Raw genomic sequence first — 22,305 nt, forward strand, 5'->3', positions numbered from 1 at the left:
ACGCCCTTGCCGTTCGATCACGATGACAGGGCCAGCGCCACCCGTCCGTCCTGATCGACCCGCCGGGAAAACTCGCGCCGATATTGCGCGGGTGATGTCCTTAGCCGCGCGGCAAAATGTTGGCGCAAGGAAGTTGCGCTGCCGAAGCCGGCCTCGAAGGCGACCATGTCCATCGGCTTGTCCGTCGTCTCCAGCAGCCTCTGCGCCAGCGCGATGCGCTGGTCGGCCAGCCAGTCGCCGAAGCTGGTACCTATCGTCTTCTGGAAACGGCGGGTAAAGGTGCGGCGGGTGAGACCGGCCGCGTCGGCGACGCTATCGAGACCGTGCGGTTCGCCTAATGTCGCGCGCACCTTGTCGAGAGCCTGGGTAAAGCGGTCGGCGGCCGGGCTCGGCGCTACCGGGCGTTCGATGAACTGCGCCTGTCCGCCCTGCCGGTGCGGTGAAAGCACGATGTGCCGGGCGAGCCGCAGTGCCGCCTCGGCGCCATAGCGGGCGCGCACGATGTGCAGGCAGCAGTCGAGCCCGGCGGCGACGCCGGCGGAGGTGATGATGTCGCCGCCGTCAACGTAGAGCACGTCCGCATCGACCGAAATGTCGGGATGGAGAGCCTGCAGCTGATCCGTATAGGCCCAATGCGTGGTCGCCTTCCGTCCCGAAAGCAGGCCGGCGGCGGCGAGGGCAAAGGTGCCGAGGCAGAGGCCCACAATCAGCGCGCCGCGCCGGTGGGCGCGGCCGAGCGCTTCCTCGAGCGGTTTTGCCACAGGCGCTCCGAGATCCTTCCAGCTCGGGATGATGACGATATCGGCGTCTTCGAGCGCGGCAAGCCCGTGCGGGACCAGGATGCTCAATCCGGCGTCGGTCTGGATCAGCCCTTCCTCCACGCCGCAGACGCGGAAGTCGAAGCGCGGCAGGCCGAGCCTGGTGCGGTCGGCGCCGAACACCAGGCATGGCACGGAGAGATGGAACGGGCTGATGCCGTCGAAGGCGAGGACGGCGATGATGGGAGCGGTCATGGGGCGTTTCCAGTGTGAAGGAGGATTGTCCCAATTCTTTCGGATGATGTCAATCGGGCCACTGTTGGCGCCTCGGTCAGCAGGCTATCGTCGGTCCATCGCATTCAAGCCTGAAAGGAAACATCATGTCTGCCCCAGCCAACACCGCGCCGCGCCGCGCGCTGATCGTCGTCGACGTCCAGAATGACTATGACGGCGGCAACCTGGCTATCCAGCATCCGCCATTCCGCGACAGCGTCGTCAACGTGACGCGCGCCATGGATGCCGCATCGGCAGCAGGCATCAAGGTCGTGGTCGTCAAGCAGATGGCGCCCGAGACGTCGCCGATCTTCGCCCGGGGCAGCCATGGCGGCGAACTGCATCCCGAGATCGCCAGGCGTGGCCGCGACCATTATGTCGAGAAGAATTTGCCAAGCGCCTTCACCGGCACCGACCTCGAGGACTGGTTGCGCGCCAACACTATCGATACGATCGCGGTCGTCGGCTATATGACGCATAATTGCGACCTGTCGACCATCATCCATGCCGTGCATATGGGCTTCGCGGTCGAGTTCCTGTCCGACGCGACCGGTTCGGTGCCTTACGCCAACAGCGCCGGCTACGCCTCGGCGGAGGAGATCCATCGCGTGGTGAGCATCATCCTGCAGTCGCGCTTCGCCGCGGTGCTCAAGACCGCCGAATGGATCGACTGCCTGGAGACCGGCGCGCTGCCGGAACGCGACACGATCCATGCGTCCAACCAGCGGGCGCTGTCGCGCAGCGCTGCGTAGGACGATCCGCAAACGAGAAGGGCGCCGCGGCGATGCGGCGCCCTTCTTGTTCTTGTCGAGATGAAGATCAGAACAGGCCTTCGATCTGGCCGGCCTCGTTGAGGAAGATCTTTTCCGACGACGGCTTGCTCGGCAGGCCAGGCATGGTCATGACCTCGCCGCAGATGATGACGACGAAGCCGGCGCCGGCGGACAGCCTGACCTCGCGCACCGGCACGGTGTGGCCGGTCGGCGCGCCGCGCAGGTTCGGGTCGGTCGAGAACGAGTACTGTGTCTTGGCCATGCAGACCGGAAGGTTGCCGTAACCGGCATCCTCCCAGGCCTTCAACTGGTCGCGCACCGATTTGTCGGCGATGGCTTCCGAGCCGCGATAGATGCGCTGAACGATGGTGTTGATTTTCTCGAACAGCGGCATGGAGTCGGGATAGAGTGGCGCGAACTGCGAGGCGCCGGATTCGGCGAGCGCCACCACCTTGTTGGCAAGCTCCTCGATGCCGGCGGAGCCGTTGGCCCAGTGCTTGCACAGGATCGCTTCCTCGCCCATCGAGGCGACATAGTCCTTGAGCGCCTGGATCTCGGCGTCGGTGTCGGAATAGAAGTGGTTGATGGCAACGACCGCCGGGACGCCGAACTGCCTGATGTTCTCGATGTGGCGTCCAAGGTTCGGGCAGCCCTTCCTGACGGCTTCGATATTCTCCTTGCCAAGGTCTTCCTTCTTGACGCCGCCATTCATCTTCATGGCGCGCACGGTGGCGACGATGACGGTGGCGGCCGGCTTCAGCCCGGCCTTGCGGCACTTGATGTCGAAGAACTTTTCGGCACCCAGATCAGCACCAAAACCGGCTTCGGTGACGACGTAGTCGGCAAGCTTGAGTGCCGTCGTGGTGGCGACGACCGAATTGCAACCATGCGCGATGTTGGCGAACGGGCCGCCATGCACGAAGGCCGGGTTGTTCTCCAGCGTCTGCACCAGATTGGGCTGCATGGCGTCCTTGAGCAGGACGGCCATGGCGCCATCGGCCTTGAGGTCGCGGGCATAGACCGCCGACTTGTCGCGGCGATAGGCGACGATGATGTCGCCGAGGCGTTTTTCCAGGTCCTTCAGGTCGGTGGCGAGGCAGAGGATCGCCATCACTTCCGAGGCGACGGTGATGTCGAAGCCGGCTTCGCGCGGAAAGCCGTTGGCGACGCCGCCGAGTGAGCAGATGATCTCGCGCAGCGCCCGGTCGTTCATGTCCATGACGCGGCGCCACACCACGCGGCGGGTGTCGATGCCGAGTTCATTACCCCAGTAGATGTGGTTGTCGATCAGGGCCGACAAAAGGTTGTGCGCCGTGGTGATGGCGTGGAAGTCGCCGGTGAAGTGGAGGTTCATGTCCTCCATCGGCACGACCTGCGCGTAACCGCCGCCGGCGGCTCCGCCCTTGACGCCGAAATTCGGGCCGAGCGAGGCTTCGCGGATGCAGACGATCGCCTTCTTGCCGATGCGGTTCAGACCGTCACCGAGGCCGACGGTGGTGGTGGTCTTGCCTTCGCCGGCCGGGGTCGGGTTGATGGCGGTGACGAGGATCAGCTTGCCGTCCTTGTTGCCCTTCACCGACTTGATGAACTCGGCCGAAATCTTGGCCTTGTCGTGGCCGTAGGGCAGCAGATGTTCGGTTGGGATGCCGATCTTCTGGCCGATCTCCTGGATCTGCTTTTTCCTGGCGCCACGCGCGATCTCGATGTCGGACTTCACTTCGGCCATAACGGCGTTCCTCTGGATTGGACGGTGGAGGGGACGGGGTTGATCTTACTCGCAAGAAGGCTGGAGCCGGACGCGCAGGGCATCTAACCCTGTCGCTGCGGCGGCGTCAACTTTCATGCAACTATGTTTCCTATAGAGAAAATTCCTCTGCGGCGGCCGACCTATTCCCGGTTCTTTATGGCTCCGCTTGCCGCGCCGTATAGAAGCCAGAGCAGGGGCGCTTCCGCCGTCTCAAAACAGCCGCACAATGCACGGAATGCGACAGACGCGACGACGCAAATCCGCCATCGCGAGTGTTGCCGTGGGACAGCGCTACTGCGTCAGCACGTTGCTGATTTCAACCATGTTCGAGCGCACCCGAAGCACGTAGAAGCCCATCGTCGTCAGATGGGTGGGCAGCAGCCAGCCGTCCTCGCGGCCATTGGCGATGATGAAGGGCTGGATGCGCAGGGCCGACACGAACTGCGCGTCCATCGTATCCCACAGGCTCTGCAGGTGCTTTTCCTTGATGACGTCCTCGAAGTCGGCCTGGGCGCCCTTCATCAGGCCGTAATAGGCATAGAGCTGGCCATAGGCGAACCAGTAGCGGTCGTCGGCGCGGGTGTCGAACCAGCCATTGTTGTGGTTCTCGGCACGCTCCTTGAGGATGGCGGAGGTCGAGCCGATGTCACTGGCGATGCGATCGATATACTGCTTCAGATTGTCGGCGCGGGCATCGAAAGTGGCCTGGCAGGTGGCGAGCCGGGCATTGAACGAACGCAGCTTGCGCACGGCGTCGCGATAGTAGCTCGGCGTCGGTGTCTTCGGTCCAAACGGGCTCACGCCGAAATACCAGGTGTACTCGTCGAACTGCAGATTGCCACGCGCGTCCTGCAGGTCGGCATCGATCTGCGAGGTGGTGCGCACGCGGCCGAGATTGTCGGCAAGCTCGGTCGCCGTGCGTCGCACCGCCTGGTTGATGCCGCGCTGGAAAGAGGCCTTGTTGTCCATCCACGGGGTGTTGTCCCAGTCGATGCCGAACAGGCCGAGCTTGTAGAGGATCATCGACGAGATCCAGGCATTCTGGTTGACGTTGAAGTCAGTCAGGTCCGCCGCCACCTGGGCGATGCCGGAGTTGCCGCAAGTCTTGGCCGTGTCGGTGCCGGCGCCGGCGGCCACCTGTTCACCGGCGGAAACGTTGCGCTTCTCGAACGTATAGGTGTCCGGGTAGTTCGGGTTGAACCTGTTCCACCACTGGGTGGCGTAGAAGAAGTTGGCGTAAAGGCCGATCAGCACCAGCAAGGCTAGGCCGACGACGGCCTTCAGGATCCAGCCGCGCTGCGTGTACCAGCGGCCGGCCCACAAGAAGGGCCACAGGATCACGCCGATCAGAAGGCCGATGCCGCGGCCGATCCACTGGAACAGCTTGACGAAGAAGTTCACGATCGGGTCGAGCATGGCTGTATCACCCCCTCAGCACGATGCCAAAAAGTTGCAGGCTTTTTGGATAACATCATGCACCAAAACAACAAGTTAGAACGGAATGACGGTTCATATCGTTCTAGTCGGTCAGGCCGTAGAGGCGTGTGCGAAACGCCACCTTTTCCTTCAAATATGTGGTTTTCAGAACGTCCACAACATGCGATCGCCAAGCGTCGCTGAAGCCGTCATAGTCCTTGTAGAAGCCGTCCTTGTTGAAGATGTAGCGCGAGACGAAGTCAGACGGCACGAAATCCGAGATCAGCCGGTTGGTCAGCCAGGCGTCGGGATGATCAGGCTTGGCGCGGACCACCAGGAAGCGCTGTTGCGGGAAGACGTCCTCGATCTTGAGGTGGCCGAGCTGGGCGATCTCGCGCTTGGCGGCGTTGAGGAAGGGAAAATTGCCGTCCCTGGTGATCAGGTCGGCATGGCTCTGGATCCAGGTCTGCAGCCAGACCTTGTCGACATCGGTCAAATTGCGGTTCGGCTCGGCGTCGCGGATCAGCGCGCGCACCACCATTTCGGCGCGGTGCTCGAGATAGCCGGAGGTTTCGATCCAGGAGGCGCGCGGCAGTTCGATGCGGCCGGTGGCGGCGAGGAATTTGAACACCTTGTCGGCGTCCTTGATGGAGAGATAGCTCACCTGCCAGGGCCGCGAGCGGCGGAAACCTGGAGCCGCCGGATCGCTGATCACCGTCGTCATGTCGGGATCGACGAAGACGTAGAGGCCGCCGAAATGGCTGGTCCAGTAGGCGTTGTGGCGGAAGATCACCTGGTCGGGCACCAGCGCGTTCTCCCTGATGTCGCCGCAGACCTTGGCGAGTTCCACCATGCGGGTCAGCATGGCATTGTCGCGCCAGGCGTCGGGCTCCTGCTTCAGCCGGTCGACGAGCTTGCCGAGCTCGGCCGCCTTGCCCAGCACGTCCTCGGCCGACAGCACCTTGAACTCGACCTGGCTGATCGACAGCAGGTCCTCGATGTCGTTGACCTTGGGAACGGAATCCTCCATCTCGCCGTAGATCACGTCCTTGATGGTCAGCGCGTCTATGGCGCGCTGGTTCCTGGACATGAATTCGAACATCAGCTGCGAGGTGTTCGAGAAGGCCGTGTGCACCACCGGCAGGTCGATCTGCGACGGCGTCAGGATGATGAAGCGGCGGTTGACCTCGTTGGGATCCAGATAATCGTAGTCGCCACACTCCTCGGCCACTTCGGGCGAAAAGCCGGTGCGGTCGATCTGGAAACTCTTCAGCTTTGTCGGCTTGAGACCGAAAGCCGCCAGCGCCTTGTTGTAGCGCTGGATGAGATGCGGCTCGTCGACCGTGAGCAGCCGGCCGTAGATGAGTTCGTTGTCGCGCAGGAGATCGGGTTTGCGGGCGGTCATGTCGAAGAATCCGAAAGGCTTTGCCTGACAAGGTGAAGCGCTAACGTTGACGTCCCCCTCTCCCCGTTCTTCACGGGGAGAGGGTAAGGGTGAGGGGCGGCGCTGACGGTCAAGAATATGTCTCCCCATAGCCTTCGGCGGCGAGAAATCGAAGATCATTCGTTTCGATATGGCGATCGAGACGCTGTTCGATAGCCGCCAATATGGTTTCGAGCACCGCGTCCCGTTCCTTTAATACGTCGACGTTCCAAAAGCGGAGCACAGACCAATCATTTGAAATCATGAACTGATCGCGGACCTGATCATATTTGTTGCCTGCGTGTTGACTGCCGTCCGCTTCGACAACCAGGTGGCATTCCCTGCAGGCAAAATCAGCAAAGTAGCTGCCTATCGGAAACTGTCGAACGAATTTGTGCCCGTTTAGTCTGCGGTCGCGCAATTCCATCCAAAGTGCGCCTTCGGCATCGTTATCCGATTGCCGCAGACGTCTTGCCCGCTTTGTCGTCGTGAGTTCTGGTCCACGCATGCGCTGCCCCTCACCCTCACCCTCTCCCCGTGAAGGACGGGGAGAGGGGGGCATCAGCGTTGGAGCCACACTTTTTAGCACCCGTGGGCAACGAAGCAAATTCACGCATTCCACAGACCCTTCTTCTTCATCTCCTCCATCTCACGCGCCGCGCGTTCGCGCAGCCTTGCGTCGCGCAGCAGCTTCTCCACCGCGGCATCGTCGGACTTGTCGGAATAGCGGAACTCGGAATCGGCGTAGCGGTTGATCTCCTGCATGACCATGGCAAGCGAGAACGGCCCGCGCAATTCCTCGATCATCGCTTTCTTGTCGTCGTAGCTCTTGTGCATGAAGGCTTCCGGCTTTTCGAACCAGTCGTCGGGAAGCTCGATGTCCATGGCACGCATCTTGATGGCGTCGGTGACGTTCTTGATGGCGCGGCCGGTGAAGCGCGGCTCGGCGTCCTTGATCAGGTGCAGGTAGGTGCCGATGTCGGCCATGGTCCTGGGCGCGCCATTTTCCTTCATGTAGCGCTCGTAGACCCGCACCAGTCCGTCCTCCCGCGGCTTTTCATGCTCTTCATAGGCTTCGGTCACGGCGCGCTGGATCTCCTGCGCGGCGTAGAGTTCGTGCTTGCCCAGGGGGATTTCGTGGTTCTTGCCGGCGAGCAGCACGAAAATGTCGATATAGTCGTCTCGGGTCTGCGGCCCGTCGACCAGCCAGCGGGCGCCGGCGCGCTGGCGCAGCGCATCGTCGACATTTTCGGGATAGTTGGAAAACATGCCGAACGAGCAATTGCCACGCACCACGGTGGCAGCACCGGCGAAGGCGTCCATCAGCACGCCGGTGATCTCCTGCTGGCCGGCCGATGCGCGGTCGTCGGAACGGCGGGCGGCCACCTGGTCGATGTCGTCGATGGTGCCGAAGCCGATGACGCGCGGGTTCAACACATTGTTGATGAACTGGCGGCAGTTCTGGCCAGACTTGCCTTGGTAGGACGAAATCTGGTCGACGCCGAAATTTTCATAGGCAAAGGGATAGCCGGCGACCTGGCAATAGCCGTTGACAAGGCCGGCGATCATCTGGATCAGCGTCGTCTTGCCGGTGCCGGGCGCGCCGTCGCCGATGAAGGTGAACAGGAAGCCGCCGAGCTCGACGAACGGGTTCAGTTCACGCTCGAAATCATAGGCCATCAGCATCTTGGCGAGCTTGACCGACTGGTATTTGGCGATGTGGTTGCCGACGACCTCTTCCGGTTTCTTGAAGGTCATCACCAGCGGCTTGGAGCGCTTGCCGGGCGCGACGTCGAAGCCGTCGAGGGTGAAGTCGTCGGCGTCGATGCGGATATGGGCGTTCTCGAACGGGCCGATGCCGTCGAAGCGGCTTTTGCGCGCCAAAAGCCCGTCGATGGCGACGCGGGCGAAGGCGCGCGCCCTGGTCGTCAGGTCGCCGTCGTCCGTCGAGCCCGCTATCGCCTTGTCGATGCCGGCCAGGATCGATTTCACCGCATCCTGGGGCGTGTCGAACAGGAAGTCCGGCTCGGGGATATCGTTCGGCGCCTCGCCGTCGCCGTCGATGAGCTGGAACAGATACGAGGCGAGGCTGAAGGCCGAAATATAGGCCGAAGCCGACAGCAGTTTCTTGAAGGTGGACGCCTCGTCGCCTTCGAGCGGCGCGCGGGTGTTCCTGGCCTGCAGGCTTTCGAGATCGGAGCCTTCGGCGAAGACGTCCGATACCGCCAGCGCGATCGCCGTGCCGCGCCGGGCGCGAAAGAGCAGCGTGTGCTGCGGGATGGTCAGCAACTGGTCGTCGGGATGAACGGCGCCGACCGTCTTCGACAGCTCGACCTCGCGGGTGCGGCGCACCGAACCGACCGAGACGGTGGAGACGAAGCGGCGGTTGGTGCCGGCCAATGCCGTACCGGATTCGCGCGATGGATCCTCCAGCACGACGATGCGGGTGATGAAGCTTTGCGCGGTGGCGCGGTGTTTTTCGATAGCCGCTTCCGGGATGGTGGTCAGGCCGGTGTCCATGAAGGGTGCTCCGTGGTGTGACGGTCAGACGTCTGAGATGACCTGCCCATTCGATAGGATGTGAACCTTGTAGCCGCCAAAGATCTTCTGGGCTTCGCCGGCGGCGTAAAGCGCCTGGTAGGCTTCGTGCGGGATCAGCGCGTGGTTTTCGTAGCTCGACACGCCCTGGCGGGCGGCTTCCAGGTCGTCGGTGTTGATGAAGAATTCCTGCGTCGTCTTCTCGCTTGAGAACAGGCCCTTCCGGCCAGGCTTCTCGCCCTTGGAATAGACTTCCTGGATGGTCCAGGTCAAAAGCCAGGCATTTTCGGGCTTGCGCACCTTGGCCAGCACTTCCGTCACCGTCGAATTGTTGTCGGTGATGCCTGCCGAGTAGAAGGGGCCAAGCACCACCCGCCTCAGCTGCTTGGGGTGCAATGGCTCGAAATCCTTGTCGAGATTGACCGCGATGGTCGCCGGCGACAGCGTATAGGCTGAATTCTTCTCGGTGAAATCGTCGAAGCGGTGGGCAAGCTCGGGGTTGAGCAGGCCATCGACGGGCAGCGGAATGTCGACCTTGTCGTTGAGCTTGCCGCTCCGGTCGACAAGCTGGCGCACCATGCTTTCCGACGAATCCTCCACCGTCACCATGTAGACCAGAGGCAGGTTGGCGCTGCCGTCGAAGCTTGCCCAGTGGACGAGGTAATAAGGCCGCGCCGTCTTCGGATTGACCGACACCTTGGCCGTCTGCGCCAGCGTGAACGGACCGAAGGTCTGCTCGCTCTTGACGTCTTCGAGATAGAGCCGCTCGGCCATCGATTTCTGCAGCGCCTCGGGGAACTCCTTGTGGCGCAGGATGAAGTCGGCCATCTCCTCGCGCAGCTCGCCGGCCTGGGGGATGTTGGCGAGCCGCGCGTCGGCCTGCAGGCGGTCGTTTTCCAGTTCAAGCAGGTTCTGGAACACCGGGTAGCCGCTCTCGGCGCGCGAAATGCGGAACGTGTCCATGAAGCCCAGCCGGTTGCGCCAGCAGGAAAAGGACTTGTCGAGCCGGGCGATGTACTCGGCAACGATCTTGGCGACGATACCGTGCCGGTAAAGCGGCGAGCGGTCGTCGCGCATGAACACTTCAAGGCCGCTGAGCGCGGCCGTGATTGCCGAGAAATACCGCGTCGCGGCGTCGTTTTCGGGGGTCATGCTGTCAGTCCTGGATTGTCGCACCGGTGCGCGCGGCAATTATGACTGCACGTAGTTGGCCGAATTGTGCTTCTTCAGCACCTCGTCGAAGCGGCGGGCAAAGGCATCGTCGGCCAGCTTCTTGCGGCGCTGGATGTCGGCGCTGGCGACCATGTTCTTCTCGTGCATCTCCAAGAGATCGCCGATGTGCTTCTGCGAGGCGGCGCCGATGCCGGCCATGGTTTCCTCGGCCGTGTTGTCGACCTGGCTGCCCAGCGTGTTGATCTTGTGGGCGACGTCCTGCTGGGCGGCGGTCTTCAGCGAGTCCTCGAGCGCCTTGTAGAGCACGATGCGCTGTTCGGTATCGATGGTCAGCTTGTTGATCAGCGTCGACTGCGCGGCGATCTGGTTGTTGAGCGAATCGACGAAGGTCTGGAACATCGAGGTATAGCGCTCCAGCGTCTGGCTTTCGGCCAGCAGCTCCTGCTCTTTCGCCTGCTTTTCATTGTATTCGGTGGCGAGCTTGGAACGCTCGCCCTCGAGCTGCGTGCGGTCTTTCTGGCTGGTCGAGGCGGCGATCCTGTTTTCGATGTCGAGCAGCATCGGATTGAGCTCCTCGATGCGCTTCTGCACGGTTTCGAGGTTGGTCATGGTGGTCTTGCGGCGCTCGATCACCTGCGACAGGCTGGCCTCGGAGGTCTTGTAGCGCTGGTCGAGAATTTCCTTCTGCGCCTTCAATATGCCGACGATGGTATCGGACTTGGCCAGCAGCTCCTGCAGGTTGCCGGCGAGCGACATGTTGCGGACGCGATCGGTGCGCATGCGCTGCTTGCGCTGCGCCGAAAAAACGCCGACGAAGTTTTCCCAGCCGGTATAGTTCTTCATGCTCTCGAACTCGGCGCCGAAGACGTTGGTGGCGTCCTCCAGCCCGATGATCAGGTCGGCGATGTTGCCTTCCATCACCTTCTGCTGCTTCAGTACATCCTCAATGCGGGCGTTCTCGATGTCGAAATTGGCGTCGCCGATCTTCTTGTCGGCGGTTGCGAGCGTGTCGAGCACGGTGCCGGATTGCTCGATCTTGGTGCGCATGTCCTGGACGACCTGCTTGGTCTTGGCAATTTCGGCATCGAAATTCTGCAATGTCGCCATAGGGGCCTCCCGCTTCGGCTTCCGCTCGCTGGTTGCGAACAGCGGCGAATATATGTGGGGTATCAGGGGATTGAAAGACGTGAAGACAGTGGGTGGCGCGAAAACAAATATCCGGCCGAACCCTTGAAAGCCAATGGAGCCGTGGTCATGGCGTGATCAACTGGCAGGCCAAGCCTTGTTCAGCTGATTTTGAACTTTCATGCCGGCAAAGCAATCCATCCACGCGGAAGCGAATGGCTCCTAAACTCGACAACAACTGGCCATTTGCAGCCCCACACGGCGGCACAAGTCGGCCCGTCCGACGACGAACGGCGTCTGCTCAGGGTTTGGGGTCGGCCTTCAGATAGGCGATGACGTTGGCGATGTCGTCGTCATTGCTGAGGCCGCCAAAGGCCATCCTGTTGCCGGGCACCTTCAGCTTGGGCGATCTGAGGTATTCGGCAAGATTTGCCTCGTCCCAGACGAGGCCGGCAGCACCCGCGCTCTTCATGGCGTCCGAATAATGCCGGAGGAAGCTTTCGGCGGTTCCCGCCTTGCGGCCGACGACGCCCATCAGATGCGGGCCGACCTTGTCGCGGTCGGACGCCGCCTCATGGCAGGCCATGCATCGGTTGAAAACATGTTTGCCCAGCACAGGATCGCCCCCGGCCCGGGCGGTAACGGAGGTGGCAAGCAAAAGAAGGCTGGCGGACAAGACGGCTCGAAGCATGGCTGACCCCGGGAGGCTCTGGCTGAGGGTGGGAAAATAGGGCGCTGGCCTTAACAAAGGCACCATAGAACGGCGCGGCCGACAAGAGGTGGCAGCCAGCTACCCACGCCGACGCCCCAGCGAGCCACATTCAGCGGCTGATAAAGCCGATGAAGTCGTCAGGTGCCGCGCGGCCCATTTCCTCTTCCCAATGCCGGCGGCAGAGCGAGACATAGACGTCCTTGCCGATCGCCACCTGTTCGCCCTGCCTGGCCACCTTGCCGTCGGGACCGAGGCGCACGACCATCGTCGCCTTGCGGCCGCAGCGGCAGATCGTGCGCACTTCGCGCAGATCGTCGGCGATCGCCAGCAGCGCGCGCGAGCCGGGAAACAGCTTTCCCTGGAAATCGGTGCGCAGGCCATAGCACATGACCGGGATGTTGAGCCGGTCGGCGATGCGGGCAAGCTGCCAGACCTGCTCCTCCTCCAGGAACTGCGCCTCGTCGACAAAGATGCAATGCACCGCCGTGTGCTGGTGATGCTCGGCGACGCGGGCGAACAGGTCGTCGCCGTCGCGGAACATCTCGGCTTCCGTTTCCAGCCCGATGCGCGACGAGATCAGGCCGGTGTCACCCTTGCGGTAGTGGCCGGCGACGAACAGCATCGTCGTCATGCCGCGCTCGCGGTAATTGTACGACGCCTGCAACAGCATGGTCGTCTTGCCGGCATTCATCGTCGCGTAGTGGAAGTAAAGCTTGGCCATGCCGCTCTTTTAAGCCGACTTGCCAGGCCTCGGGGAGGGGCCGGCGCCGCATTCCCCTGAAAAAGCCGCCATTGCCGAGGCAGATTGCGCCTGGCTCGGCGCGGAAAGCGTCAGCTGTGTCGCTGATGGGCCAGCCAGCGCCGTTGATCGTGATTGTCTTAGCGCTTGAAACCACTCCAGAATGGTGTTTGGCTGACGAAACAAGGCGGGCACAAAAACCGTAACTTCGCTTCGCCAAAGAATCGAAATGGGAGAATACAGATGTCGCGCATGAATTCCTTCGTCGCCGGCCTGGGCCTGGCGGCTTTCCTGTCCACGAGCGCCGCCTTCGCCGGCGATCCGGCAAGCTGCAAGGCGGTTCGCCTCTCCGATGTCGGCTGGACCGACATCCAGGCCACCACCGGGCTGGCCTCGGTGCTGCTCACCGCGCTCGGCTACGAGCCGCAGGTGATCCAGCTCTCGGTTCCGGTGACCTATGCGTCGCTGAAGAACAAGGACCTCGATGTCTTCCTCGGCAACTGGATGCCGTCGATGACCAATGACATCAAGGACTATACGGCCGACGGTTCGGTCGAGACCGTCAGCCAGAACCTGGCCGGCGCCGGTTACGGCATCGTCGTGCCGACCTATGTCGCGGATGCCGGCGTCAAGTCGCTGACCGACCTCGGCAAGTTCAAGGACAAGTTCAACGGCAAGATCTACGGCATCGAGGCCGGCAATGACGGCAATCGCATCATCCTCGACATGATCAAGAACCCGAAGGACAATCTCGACGGGTTCGAACTGGTCGAATCCTCGGAGGCCGGCATGCTGACGCAAGCCGAGCAGTCGATGAAGAGCAATGAGTGGATCGCCTTCCTCGGCTGGACGCCGCATCCGGTGATGGGCGCCATGAAGATCACCTATCTCGACGGCATGGGCGACAGCGGTTTCGGCGCGGCCACCGTCTCGACCAATGTGCGCAAGGGCTACATGAGCGAGTGCCCGAATGTCGGCAAGTTCATCGCCAACCTGAAGTTCAATCTGGATATGGAAGGCCAGATGATGGACGCCATCCTGAAGGGCAGCGATGCCAACAAGGTGGCAACCGACTGGTTGAAGAAAAACCCGGATGCGGTCAAGCCGTGGATCGCCGGCGTGACCACCTTCGACGGCGGCGACGCTGCGGCGGCGGTCAAGACCGCGCTCGGAAGCTGAGCCGACTTTGATTTCAGCGTGACCGAAACAGAGGGCAGTCTTTGTGGAAAAGGCTGCCCTTTTTCGTATCCTGTGACAAGATGACGTCGCGACAGTACGGGGCCGAAGGCAGAGCTCTGGCAAACGAGGGGTGAGATGGATCCGATTTCCAAGTTCATGGTCGATCACAAGATCCCGATCGGCGCCTGGGGAAAGGCGTTCTTCGGTTTCCTTACCGACAATTTCGACACCGTCTTCAGGGCGTTCTCGAATGGCCTCAATTTTCTGCTCGACGGGCTGGTCAACATCCTGCTGATGGTGCCGCCGGTGCTGCTCGCTTTGGTGATTGCCGTCATCGCCTGGCTGCTGCAGCGTTCGCGGCCGCTCGCCATCGGCGTTTTCATCGGGCTGATCTTCATCATCAACCAGAACCTTTGGAAACAGACGGTGCAGACGCTGGTGCTGGTTGTCGCGGCGGCGGCGGCGGCGATGGCGATCGGCGTGCCGCTCGGCATCTGGGCCGCGCACAAGCCGAAGGTCTATCGCATCATGCTGCCGGTGCTCGACCTGATGCAGACGCTGCCGACCTTCGTCTACCTGATCCCGGTGCTGACGCTGTTCGGTCTTGGCAATGCGCCCGGCCTGATCGTCACCATCATCTTCGTCATCCCGACCGCGGTCCGGCTCACCCATCTCGGCGTCGTCTCGGTACCGAAGTCGATCATCGAGGCCGGCGAGGCCTTCGGCGCCACCAAGAGCCAGCTGTTGTGGAAGGTCGAGCTGCCCTCGGCGCTGCCGACCATCATGGCGGGTCTGACGCAGTCGATCATGCTGTCGCTGTCGATGGTGGTGTTCGCGGCCCTGATCGGCGCCGGCGGGCTCGGCACGGAAATCAACCGGGCGCTCGGTTCGCGCCGCATCGATCTGGGCCTTGAGGCCGGTCTCGCCATCGTCGTGCTCGCCATCGTGCTCGACCGAATGACCCGCATTGGCGTTGGAGGCAAGAAATGACCGTCGCCGTCGATTTCAGGAATGTCGATATCGTCTTCGGCGCCGACCAGGCCGGCTCGCTGGCGATGATCGACAAGGGCGCCACCCGGGCCGAAATCCTCGAGAAGACCGGCAATGTGCTCGGCTGCGCCGGCGCCAGCCTCACCGTGCATGAAGGCGAAATCTCGGTGCTGATGGGCCTGTCCGGTTCGGGCAAGTCGACGCTGCTTCGCGCGGTCAACCGGCTCAACGTGGTGTCGCGCGGCCAGGTGCTGGTGAAGGACGGTGACCGCACGGTCGATGTCGTCACCTGCGACGAGCCGACCCTGCGGCGGCTGCGCCAGAAGCAGGTGGCAATGGTGTTCCAGCAGTTCGGCCTGCTGCCATGGCGCACGGTGGAGGAGAATGTCGGGCTCGGCCTCGAACTCGCCGGCGTGCCGGACGCCGAGCGCAAGGAGCGGGTGCATCGCCAGCTCAAGCTGGTCAATCTCGACCAATGGTCGAACAAATACGCCCATGAGCTGTCGGGCGGCATGCAGCAGCGCGTCGGCCTGGCGCGTGCCTTCGCCACCGAGGCGCCTATCCTGTTGATGGACGAGCCGTTCTCGGCCCTCGACCCGCTGATCCGCACCAAGCTGCAGGACGAACTTCTGCAGCTGCAGGCGGAATTGAAGAAGACCATCATCTTCGTCAGCCACGATCTCGAGGAGGCACTGAAGATCGGCAGCCACATCACTATCATGGAGGGCGGCCGTATCGTCCAGACCGGCGCGCCGGAAGACATCGTGCTGCGCCCCGCCAACGATTATGTCCGCGACTTCATCGCCAATGTGAACCCGCTCTCGGTGCTGACCGCCTGGAACGTGATGCGCGACCGCCGCGATCTCGAACAGGGCAAGGACGGCTGGGTGTGGCTCGACCGGCGCAAGACGACGCGCTTCAAGATCGACGAACACGGGCTGGTGGCGGCGGCCGAGCGCGACGGCAAGCCGGCCGTATGGGTGTCCTGCGCCGATGTCGAGGGCCAGCCGGAGGAGTTGGCGCAAGTGTTCTGGGCCAATCCCGGCACCTCGCTGAAGACCGTGATGCTGGCCATGCACCGGTCGCAGACCGCACCCGTGGCGCTGTTCGACGACCAGTCGCGCTTCGTCGGCGCGATCGGCATCCGCGACGTGCTGAGCGCGGTGCTGCGGCGCTGATGCATGTCGCCCAAAAGTGACCTCGGTTTTTGGGAAGACGACATGCACAAAAACGAAGACTGAAGCGCGGCGCCTGATCCGCTTCGGCGCGACGCGCTTAAGGCGGCTATGTCCTAAGCCGCCATCGGCAGGCGCAACTCGGTCAGCAGGCCGCCGTCTGGATGGTTGGACAGGCGCACTTCGCCGCCCGCCGCGCGCGCGATGTTGCGGGCAATGGTCAGCCCAAGCCCGAGACCGCCGGTCTGGCGGTTGCGGGACTGTTCGAGACGCACGAAGGAGCCGAAGACGGCGTCGATCTGGGCCTGGGGAATGCCCGGTCCCTCGTCACGGATGGCGAGCGTGATCGTGCCGTCCAAGCGGCTGAGGCTGAGATGCGCTTGCTTGCCGTAGGTGACGGCGTTCTGCACCAGATTGGTGACGCAGCGCTTGAGAGCCACCGGCCGCGCCATGCAGATCAGGCCTCGCGAACGGACGTCGTCATTGTCGAAGGACACGGTCTCGTAGCTGTCGGCGACCGATTCGACGAGCGACCAGAAATCGATCCGTTCGGCCTTCTCTTCCGTGACCTCGAATTTGGCGAAATCTATCACGGAACTCGCGATGCTTTCGATGTCGGCGAGATCGTGGGCGAGCGCCTGGCGCGCCGGTGATCTGCGCAACAGCTCCAGGCGCAGCCGCATCCTGGTCATCGGCGTGCGCAGGTCGTGCGCGAGGGCCGCCGCCAGGTGCTCACGATCCTCGACATATTCGCGCAGCCTCGCCTGCATGGCGTTGATCGCCTTGGCGGCGGCGCGTACCTCGCGGCTGCCGCTCTCGGCGATCGGCGGGCTCTTGAGGTCGTTGCCGATCCGGTTTACGGCGGTTTCCATCATCCGATAGGGCGCGGTCAGCCGGCGCAGCGACCAGATCGACATGATCACCACCAGCCCCGCGATCAGCGAATAGAGCGGCAGGCTATCGACGCTCAGGATCGGGCCGACGGGCGTGATCGGTTCGGTGAAATTCAGCCATTGGCCGTCGGCGAAGCGCAGCGAAGCCGTCAGCTTGTCGCTCTGGGCGAAATCGGCAGCCAGCACCAGAAGATCCCGCTCCACCTGGCCGATCTCGGGTCCCGGTGCCGCGCCGCCGGCATCGTCGGCTTCGCGCGTCGCCGGATCGCGCCGCACGCGCGCGTCGGTGATACCGAACTTGGACAATCGGCCGACGAGAATGTCTTCCAGTTCGGCCAGTTCGTCGTCGCCGGCGATCGAGGAGGTGACGGCGGGCGTGTCCGAGACGGTGAGCGCGTAGGTGGAGTTGAACAGCCCGGTCGCCGTCGCCTTGCGCTCCTCCGGCGTGGCGTCGTGCATCAGCTGCACGAGCGAGAAGGCGCGGTCGTTGAGGCGGTAGAGGTCGACCACGTCGTTGGCGGCGGCGCGGTCGCGCGATACGATATAAAGCGTCGCGACCTGACTGATCAGCAGGCCGGCAATGACGATCAGCAGCACCCAGACAGGCAAGGTCTGCGGCAGGAAACGTCTCATTCGGATGTCGTCTCGGGCAGGAACTGGTAGCCGCCGCTGCGCACGGTGAGGATCAGTTTGGGCGTCTTGGGATCATCTTCCATCTTGCGCCGCAGCCTGGAGACAAGGATGTCGATGCTGCGGTCGAAGGAATAGTCGCTGTCGCCGCCGGACAGTTCGATGAGCTGATCGCGGGTCAGCACGCGCTGGGCGCTCTTGACGAAGGTCTGCAGGAGGTTGAACTCAGCCATGGTCAGTTCGACCCTGACATCGTCGGGCGCGGTCAGCCGCCGCCGCGAGCAGTCCATCGTCCAGCCGGCGAAGTGGTAAATCTGCTTGGTGGTGGCGCGCTTGGGCTCGGCGGCGCCATTGCGCCGCAGCACGGCGCGGATGCGGGCCAGCAATTCGCGCGGGTCGAAGGGTTTGGGCACATAGTCGTCGGCGCCCATCTCGAGCCCGACGACCCGGTCGGTCGTCTCGGTGACGGCGGTCAGCATGATGATCGGCGTCGTATACTGGGCGCGGATGTCGCGGCACAGTTCCAGCCCGCTCCTGCCGGGCAGCATCACGTCAAGCACGATCAGATCCACCTGCGTGCGGCGCAGGATGGTTTCCATCTCGGTGCCGTCGGCGGCAACCGAGGTGTGCAGACCCCGCATCTGGAAGAACTCCTGAAGCAGGTCGCGAATGCCCTTGTCGTCGTCGACGATCAGTATGTGTGTCTCGGATTTCACAGCTGCCCTGTCTGGTTTGCCGGCCACGCCATTCTTGGCTCGTGAGCCACACGATAGAATTCGGGCCGTATGTTGGCCAGTGCCTTGGTTTTCAAGGAAGAATGAATTCCGCCTTCTCCACATGAAGCAACGGCCAGCTTGGCGTGGCCTGGCCAGACACAATCCAGAAACAAAATTCTACAATCGGGAAAAACTCCTGAAAAGGTAGGCCGGCATAACGGTGCCGTGGCGGTCAGGTCATCGGCTGCGACGCTAGTCTCCGGGTTCACGGATAAACCGATGCCAAGATTGTCGATCAGTTTGTTGGGAGTTTTGCTGGGCCTTGGCCTGCTCACTGCCGCTGTCGACCAATCCGACGCAAAGGCGCCGCTGACCCGGAGCGAACGGTGCGCCAATCTCAGCCACCAATTTGATGAAGCCCTCGAAACCCATGCCACGGCAACGCAGGTCACCGCGGCAAAGGCACTTCAGAGAAAGGGCAACCGGTACTGCGCCGCCAAGAAACAGGCGCAGGGCATCCGGATGCTCGCCAATGCTTTGAAGCTGCTTGGAGTGACACCGAACGACCCGGTCCAGTGACACTCAAAACGACCCGCACAAAAAAGGAAAACGAAGCCATGAAAAAATCCCTCCTGTCCGCCCTTGGTCTCGCCGTCGCTCTCGCCTTCTCGATGCCCGTTCTCGGCAACGCTGCCGCGACCACGACCGCTGCCCCGGCCGCTGCCACCACGACCACCGCTCCGGCTGCTGCCGCGACGACCACTGCTCCGGCCAAGGCCGCTCCGAAGAAGGTCGCCAAGAAGACCGTCTGCAAGGTGACCAAGAAGCACAAGTGCCCGGTCAAGAAGGCCCCCGCGATGGCGGCTCCCGCGAAGGCGGCCCCTGCGAAGGCTGCTCCCAAGAAGCCCTGATCAGCTTCGAGGTTAGTTCTAGCAAGGCCGCCCCGCCGCAAACCGGCTGGGGCGGCCTTCTGGCAAGGGCATGGTCGAAGAGCTGGACGCCGGCGGCTTTCAGCCACGCATCTCGATCGTGCTTAACCCGTTTGCAATGCCGGCCCTGTAGGACAATCCGCATGAAGAAGCGGCTTTCGTCCATTTTTCGCTCCATGGTGATCGGCGGCCTGGTTGCCACCGGCGTCGCCAGGGTGCTGATTCTGCTCACCGCCAGCCCCGTGCCGGACCCTGCAAGCGGGCGCACCGAGCCTTCGCTGTTCGCACCGGCGATTTCCAGCAACTGGGATTACATCACGCCGGTGCAGGCATGGCTTTTGATCGTGCTCGCCGGCGTGACGCTGATCTGTGTTGCCGGATGGCCGATCGCGGCATGGCTGGAACGCCGGGCGGATGCCGACCCAACGCGCCGCGTCTTCGGCCGTCAGGGCCGTTGAACCGCGACCGACAATTCCCCACATGACCCCGGAGGACCGGGCCCGCCCGCCGACGGTCCGTAAATGGACGATCACTGCCGCCCGTGGCAAAATGCGGACTTAAGCTGATCGCGAAAACAGTCGGTTCGAATGCCTGAAATCACCACAAAACCGCGCACCAAGGTCAAGCCGCAGACAGAGCGGCCGAAGCTCTACAAGGTCATCCTCGTCAACGACGATTTCACGCCGCGCGAATTCGTGGTCACGGTGCTGAAGGGCGAGTTCAAGCTCTCGGAGGACCAGGCGCACCGGGTCATGATCACCGCGCACCAGCGTGGCGTCTGCGTGGTCGCGGTCTTCACCAGGGATGTCGCCGAGACCAAGGCGACGCGGGCGACCGACGCCGGCAAGGCCAAGGGCTACCCACTGCTGTTCACGACGGAACCGGAGGAGTGAGGAGGGGCTCGTCATAGCCTTGGTTTCGACGATTGGCGAAACCACTCGCGATAGCGTCGCTCTCCGCGTCACTACACGGGGAGAAAGTAGGAGCGCACCGCTCTATCGTCCCTCGCGGTACCACATCGAACCCATCGCCAGGAGCAACAGGCCCAGGCCAAGGAAGCCGCCGAACAGCGGCACGCGCGACACGGCCTTGAGCACACTGTCGTCGGTGGTGCGCAGGCCGATCCAGTCGCTGCCCGACGCCTCGCCGGCCGAGCGCACCGGCACGATGGAAGGCAGCGTCACGTCGCTGCCCGCGGCAGACGCCAACCGGCGCACGCTGCCGCCGGTGGCTTCCGCCGGCGCCTTCAGCCGCTCCTGCGTGGAGACGACGTCGGCGAATTCCGGAGCGTTGACCGGTCCGACATGGGCAAGCGCGGTGAGATCGCCATTGGCGACCTGGAAGAGGCCGATCTCGCTGGTCTGGACGCTGCCGAGGAAGACGCCGGGCTCGGACTTGTCGAGCTTGACGGCGAGCGTCTTGCCGGAGGGGGTGATGATCTGCGCCGGGCCGGGATCGTCGGCCATGGTCTGGCGGCGGATCTCCAGCACCATGCCGCGTCCCTCGGCGGTCAGCCGCTCTTCCTCGAGCTCGGGCTCCTTCATCAGCCAGTGGGCGATGCGCCGGTAGAGCTGGACATGCGGGCCGCCGCCCTCGAAGCCGCGCGCCCACAGCCAGCCCTGGTCGGACAGAAGCATGCCGACGCGGCCTTCGCCCTTGCGGTCGAGCAGCAGCAGCGGCCGGTTGTCGGCGCCCTTCATCACCACTTCACCCTGCGGGTTCTGCACGCCGATGGTGCGGAACCAGCGGCTCCAGTGCGGCGGCTCGGTGGCCGAACCGTCGAGGCCGCGCGTCACCGGGTGACGCTGACCGAGTTCGGTGAGGCGGGGATAAAAGGCCTTGTCGACGACCTCGCCGGTCGGCATGGCCGGCAGCGCCGACATCAGCGGCGTGCGTGCGATCGAAGCCTCGCCGGCATATTCGGGACCGGCGGCGATCAGCAGCGCGCCGCCCTTTTCGACATATTCGGAGATGTAATCGTAATAGAGGATCGGCAGCACGTCGCGGTGCTGGTAGCGGTCGAAGATGATGAGGTCGAAATCCTTGATCTTCTCGACGAACAGCTCGCGGGTCGGGAAGGCAATCAGCGACAATTCGTTGATCGGCGTGCCGTCCTGCTTTTCCGGCGGCCGCAGGATTGTGAAATGGACGAGATCGACCGAGGCGTCGGATTTCAACAGATTGCGCCAGGTGCGCTCGCCCGCATGCGGTTCGCCCGAAACGAGCAGAACGCGCAGGTTCTCGCGGATGCCGTCGACCAGCGCGATGGCGCGGTTGTTGGTGTCGGTCAGTTCGCCCGGCTCACGGTCGATGGCAAGTTCGATGATGTTGCGGCCAGCACCCGGGATGGTCACCTGCAGCGGCATGGCCTGGCCGACCGTGGCATGCTCGACCGAAACCTGCTCGCCATTGACCGAGACCCGCACATCGACCGGTCCGGTCTCGTTTTCGGTCGAGATGACGCGATAGCTCATGTCGAGCGGCTTGCCGACGAGGCCGAAACGCGGCGCGTTCTCGAAACGTATACGGCGGTCCTTCTCATGGTCGTTGCCGGTGATCAGGGCATGCAGCGGGGCGTTGAACTCGGGCGTGCCCGACGGCGTGTCATGCACCTCGCCGTCGGTGACCATGATGGCGCCGCCGATGCGCGAGGGCGGCACGTCGCGGAAGGCGCCTTCCAGCGCTCCGAACAGCCGCGTTTCCGTGCGCTCCTCGGCGGCGTCGGATTTGCCGGCCTCGACGACACGGACGTCGAACTGCTTGAAGCGGCCAAGACGCTGCTGCAACCCGGCCACGGCCTCGTCGGTCTGTCTGGTGCGGTCGCCAATGTCCTGGCTCTGGCTGCGGTCGACGACCAGCGCGACGACGCTTTTCAGCGGCTCGCGCTCCTCGTTGAGGAATACGGGGTTGAAGATGGCGGCGGCGAGCGCCAGCAGGGCGACCAGGCGCAGGACCGCGCCGCGCTGGCGAAACCAAAGGCCGACGAGCGCCAGCAGCGCCAACGGTACCAGCACCAGGGCCAGCAGCGGCCAGGATAGAAGCGGTTCGAAGGAGATAGACCAGTTCATGCTTCATCCTCTCCGTTGTGGAGAGAGTTGACCCGCCGTGGAGGGTAA

21 protein-coding genes are annotated in these 22,305 nt (G+C 63.1%); 8 read left to right on the top strand and 13 right to left on the bottom strand.

The window, feature by feature from the left end:
* Positions 1–17: 17 nt before the first annotated feature.
* On the bottom strand, positions 18–1,013 hold the full coding sequence (locus tag FJW04_RS08860; protein ID WP_140713594.1) for a helix-turn-helix domain-containing protein: 996 nt from the start codon (positions 1,011–1,013) through the stop codon (positions 18–20).
* Between the two features lie 125 nt (positions 1,014–1,138).
* On the opposite strand from FJW04_RS08860, the gene FJW04_RS08865 reads away from it, so the two are divergent.
* Entirely contained in the window at positions 1,139–1,783 is a 645-nt protein-coding gene (locus FJW04_RS08865; RefSeq protein WP_140713596.1) for a cysteine hydrolase family protein, read from the top strand.
* Between the two features lie 67 nt (positions 1,784–1,850).
* Here FJW04_RS08865 and FJW04_RS08870 read toward each other — a convergent pair whose 3' ends face one another.
* The 9 genes from FJW04_RS08870 to FJW04_RS08910 form a co-directional block, all read right to left on the bottom strand.
* Complete coding sequence (locus FJW04_RS08870; RefSeq protein ID WP_140713598.1) at positions 1,851–3,530, bottom strand: formate--tetrahydrofolate ligase; 1,680 nt, start codon at positions 3,528–3,530, stop codon at positions 1,851–1,853.
* Positions 3,531–3,842: 312 nt separating this feature from the next.
* On the bottom strand, positions 3,843–4,967 hold the full coding sequence (locus FJW04_RS08875) for a DUF2333 family protein (RefSeq protein WP_015316037.1): 1,125 nt from the start codon (positions 4,965–4,967) through the stop codon (positions 3,843–3,845).
* A 103-nt stretch (positions 4,968–5,070) separates the two neighbouring features.
* Positions 5,071–6,372, bottom strand: a complete 1,302-nt coding sequence (locus FJW04_RS08880) for a DUF6638 family protein (RefSeq protein ID WP_140713600.1) — start codon at positions 6,370–6,372, stop codon at positions 5,071–5,073.
* A 109-nt stretch (positions 6,373–6,481) separates the two neighbouring features.
* Entirely contained in the window at positions 6,482–6,898 is a 417-nt protein-coding gene (locus FJW04_RS08885) for a DUF559 domain-containing protein (protein WP_140713602.1), read from the bottom strand.
* Positions 6,899–6,999: 101 nt separating this feature from the next.
* A complete protein-coding gene (locus tag FJW04_RS08890; RefSeq protein WP_140713604.1) occupies positions 7,000–8,910 on the bottom strand; it encodes an ATP-binding protein in 1,911 nt (636 codons plus the stop codon).
* A 24-nt stretch (positions 8,911–8,934) separates the two neighbouring features.
* Positions 8,935–10,080, bottom strand: a complete 1,146-nt coding sequence (locus FJW04_RS08895; RefSeq protein WP_140713606.1) for a hypothetical protein — start codon at positions 10,078–10,080, stop codon at positions 8,935–8,937.
* A gap of 39 nt (positions 10,081–10,119) precedes the next feature.
* Positions 10,120–11,208: a hypothetical protein gene (locus FJW04_RS08900; RefSeq protein ID WP_023781403.1), complete on the bottom strand. Its 1,089-nt coding sequence runs from the start codon at positions 11,206–11,208 to the stop codon at positions 10,120–10,122.
* A gap of 319 nt (positions 11,209–11,527) precedes the next feature.
* Positions 11,528–11,917: a cytochrome c family protein gene (locus FJW04_RS08905; protein WP_140713607.1), complete on the bottom strand. Its 390-nt coding sequence runs from the start codon at positions 11,915–11,917 to the stop codon at positions 11,528–11,530.
* Between the two features lie 130 nt (positions 11,918–12,047).
* Positions 12,048–12,659, bottom strand: coding sequence for a thymidine kinase (locus FJW04_RS08910; protein ID WP_140617670.1), 612 nt, complete (start codon positions 12,657–12,659; stop codon positions 12,048–12,050).
* Positions 12,660–12,920: 261 nt separating this feature from the next.
* Between FJW04_RS08910 and FJW04_RS08915 the strand changes: the two genes are divergently transcribed.
* From FJW04_RS08915 to choV, 3 genes are all read left to right on the top strand, one after another.
* Positions 12,921–13,856 carry a choline ABC transporter substrate-binding protein gene (locus FJW04_RS08915; protein WP_015316045.1) on the top strand — a complete coding sequence of 312 codons (936 nt, stop codon included), beginning with the start codon at positions 12,921–12,923 and terminating at the stop codon, positions 13,854–13,856.
* Between the two features lie 135 nt (positions 13,857–13,991).
* The gene (choW, locus tag FJW04_RS08920; protein ID WP_140665124.1) at positions 13,992–14,846 is read left to right on the top strand and encodes a choline ABC transporter permease subunit; all 855 of its coding nucleotides are present in this window, start codon (positions 13,992–13,994) and stop codon (positions 14,844–14,846) included.
* Positions 14,843–16,024 (top strand): choline ABC transporter ATP-binding protein, encoded by a 1,182-nt coding sequence (gene choV / locus FJW04_RS08925; protein WP_015316047.1) that lies wholly within the window; start codon positions 14,843–14,845, stop codon positions 16,022–16,024. Before choW ends, choV begins: the two co-directional genes overlap by 4 nt.
* A gap of 113 nt (positions 16,025–16,137) precedes the next feature.
* Here the strand turns inward: choV and FJW04_RS08930 are convergent, their stop codons facing one another.
* The gene (locus tag FJW04_RS08930; protein ID WP_140617672.1) at positions 16,138–17,547 is read right to left on the bottom strand and encodes an ATP-binding protein; all 1,410 of its coding nucleotides are present in this window, start codon (positions 17,545–17,547) and stop codon (positions 16,138–16,140) included.
* Positions 17,544–18,260, bottom strand: coding sequence for a response regulator transcription factor (locus FJW04_RS08935; RefSeq protein ID WP_140713608.1), 717 nt, complete (start codon positions 18,258–18,260; stop codon positions 17,544–17,546). The genes FJW04_RS08930 and FJW04_RS08935 overlap by 4 nt, the downstream gene beginning before the upstream one ends.
* 279 nt (positions 18,261–18,539) lie before the next feature.
* Here FJW04_RS08935 and FJW04_RS08940 point away from each other — a divergent pair, with 279 nt between their 5' ends.
* The 4 genes from FJW04_RS08940 (at position 18,540) to clpS (ending at position 20,082) form a co-directional block, all read left to right on the top strand.
* Positions 18,540–18,839: a hypothetical protein gene (locus FJW04_RS08940; RefSeq protein WP_015316050.1), complete on the top strand. Its 300-nt coding sequence runs from the start codon at positions 18,540–18,542 to the stop codon at positions 18,837–18,839.
* Between the two features lie 38 nt (positions 18,840–18,877).
* Positions 18,878–19,171 (top strand): hypothetical protein, encoded by a 294-nt coding sequence (locus tag FJW04_RS08945; protein ID WP_140617674.1) that lies wholly within the window; start codon positions 18,878–18,880, stop codon positions 19,169–19,171.
* A 161-nt stretch (positions 19,172–19,332) separates the two neighbouring features.
* Positions 19,333–19,647, top strand: a complete 315-nt coding sequence (locus tag FJW04_RS08950; protein ID WP_140665118.1) for a hypothetical protein — start codon at positions 19,333–19,335, stop codon at positions 19,645–19,647.
* A 129-nt stretch (positions 19,648–19,776) separates the two neighbouring features.
* Positions 19,777–20,082 carry an ATP-dependent Clp protease adapter ClpS gene (gene clpS, locus FJW04_RS08955; RefSeq protein WP_015316053.1) on the top strand — a complete coding sequence of 102 codons (306 nt, stop codon included), beginning with the start codon at positions 19,777–19,779 and terminating at the stop codon, positions 20,080–20,082.
* Between the two features lie 102 nt (positions 20,083–20,184).
* Here the strand turns inward: clpS and FJW04_RS08960 are convergent, their stop codons facing one another.
* Positions 20,185–22,257 carry a hypothetical protein gene (locus FJW04_RS08960; protein ID WP_140713610.1) on the bottom strand — a complete coding sequence of 691 codons (2,073 nt, stop codon included), beginning with the start codon at positions 22,255–22,257 and terminating at the stop codon, positions 20,185–20,187.
* Positions 22,258–22,305: the final 48 nt, after the last annotated feature.

Origin of the sequence: Mesorhizobium sp. B2-7-3 (assembly GCF_006440715.1) — a bacterium.
GTDB classification, from domain to species: Bacteria; Pseudomonadota; Alphaproteobacteria; order Rhizobiales; family Rhizobiaceae; genus Mesorhizobium; species Mesorhizobium australicum.

What these genes read in the sequence shown, in the direction of transcription:
- FJW04_RS08860 (WP_140713594.1), bottom strand. Translation starts at nt 1,013, where the DNA reads ATGACCGCTCCCATCATCGCCGTCCTCGCCTTCGACGGCATCAGCCCG.
- FJW04_RS08865 (WP_140713596.1), top strand. Translation starts at nt 1,139, where the DNA reads ATGTCTGCCCCAGCCAACACCGCGCCGCGCCGCGCGCTGATCGTCGTC.
- FJW04_RS08870 (WP_140713598.1), bottom strand. Translation starts at nt 3,530, where the DNA reads ATGGCCGAAGTGAAGTCCGACATCGAGATCGCGCGTGGCGCCAGGAAA.
- FJW04_RS08875 (WP_015316037.1), bottom strand. Translation starts at nt 4,967, where the DNA reads ATGCTCGACCCGATCGTGAACTTCTTCGTCAAGCTGTTCCAGTGGATC.
- FJW04_RS08880 (WP_140713600.1), bottom strand. Translation starts at nt 6,372, where the DNA reads ATGACCGCCCGCAAACCCGATCTCCTGCGCGACAACGAACTCATCTAC.
- FJW04_RS08885 (WP_140713602.1), bottom strand. Translation starts at nt 6,898, where the DNA reads ATGCGTGGACCAGAACTCACGACGACAAAGCGGGCAAGACGTCTGCGG.
- FJW04_RS08890 (WP_140713604.1), bottom strand. Translation starts at nt 8,910, where the DNA reads ATGGACACCGGCCTGACCACCATCCCGGAAGCGGCTATCGAAAAACAC.
- FJW04_RS08895 (WP_140713606.1), bottom strand. Translation starts at nt 10,080, where the DNA reads ATGACCCCCGAAAACGACGCCGCGACGCGGTATTTCTCGGCAATCACG.
- FJW04_RS08900 (WP_023781403.1), bottom strand. Translation starts at nt 11,208, where the DNA reads ATGGCGACATTGCAGAATTTCGATGCCGAAATTGCCAAGACCAAGCAG.
- FJW04_RS08905 (WP_140713607.1), bottom strand. Translation starts at nt 11,917, where the DNA reads ATGCTTCGAGCCGTCTTGTCCGCCAGCCTTCTTTTGCTTGCCACCTCC.
- FJW04_RS08910 (WP_140617670.1), bottom strand. Translation starts at nt 12,659, where the DNA reads ATGGCCAAGCTTTACTTCCACTACGCGACGATGAATGCCGGCAAGACG.
- FJW04_RS08915 (WP_015316045.1), top strand. Translation starts at nt 12,921, where the DNA reads ATGTCGCGCATGAATTCCTTCGTCGCCGGCCTGGGCCTGGCGGCTTTC.
- choW (WP_140665124.1), top strand. Translation starts at nt 13,992, where the DNA reads ATGGATCCGATTTCCAAGTTCATGGTCGATCACAAGATCCCGATCGGC.
- choV (WP_015316047.1), top strand. Translation starts at nt 14,843, where the DNA reads ATGACCGTCGCCGTCGATTTCAGGAATGTCGATATCGTCTTCGGCGCC.
- FJW04_RS08930 (WP_140617672.1), bottom strand. Translation starts at nt 17,547, where the DNA reads ATGAGACGTTTCCTGCCGCAGACCTTGCCTGTCTGGGTGCTGCTGATC.
- FJW04_RS08940 (WP_015316050.1), top strand. Translation starts at nt 18,540, where the DNA reads ATGCCAAGATTGTCGATCAGTTTGTTGGGAGTTTTGCTGGGCCTTGGC.
- FJW04_RS08945 (WP_140617674.1), top strand. Translation starts at nt 18,878, where the DNA reads ATGAAAAAATCCCTCCTGTCCGCCCTTGGTCTCGCCGTCGCTCTCGCC.
- FJW04_RS08950 (WP_140665118.1), top strand. Translation starts at nt 19,333, where the DNA reads ATGAAGAAGCGGCTTTCGTCCATTTTTCGCTCCATGGTGATCGGCGGC.
- clpS (WP_015316053.1), top strand. Translation starts at nt 19,777, where the DNA reads ATGCCTGAAATCACCACAAAACCGCGCACCAAGGTCAAGCCGCAGACA.
- FJW04_RS08960 (WP_140713610.1), bottom strand. Translation starts at nt 22,257, where the DNA reads ATGAACTGGTCTATCTCCTTCGAACCGCTTCTATCCTGGCCGCTGCTG.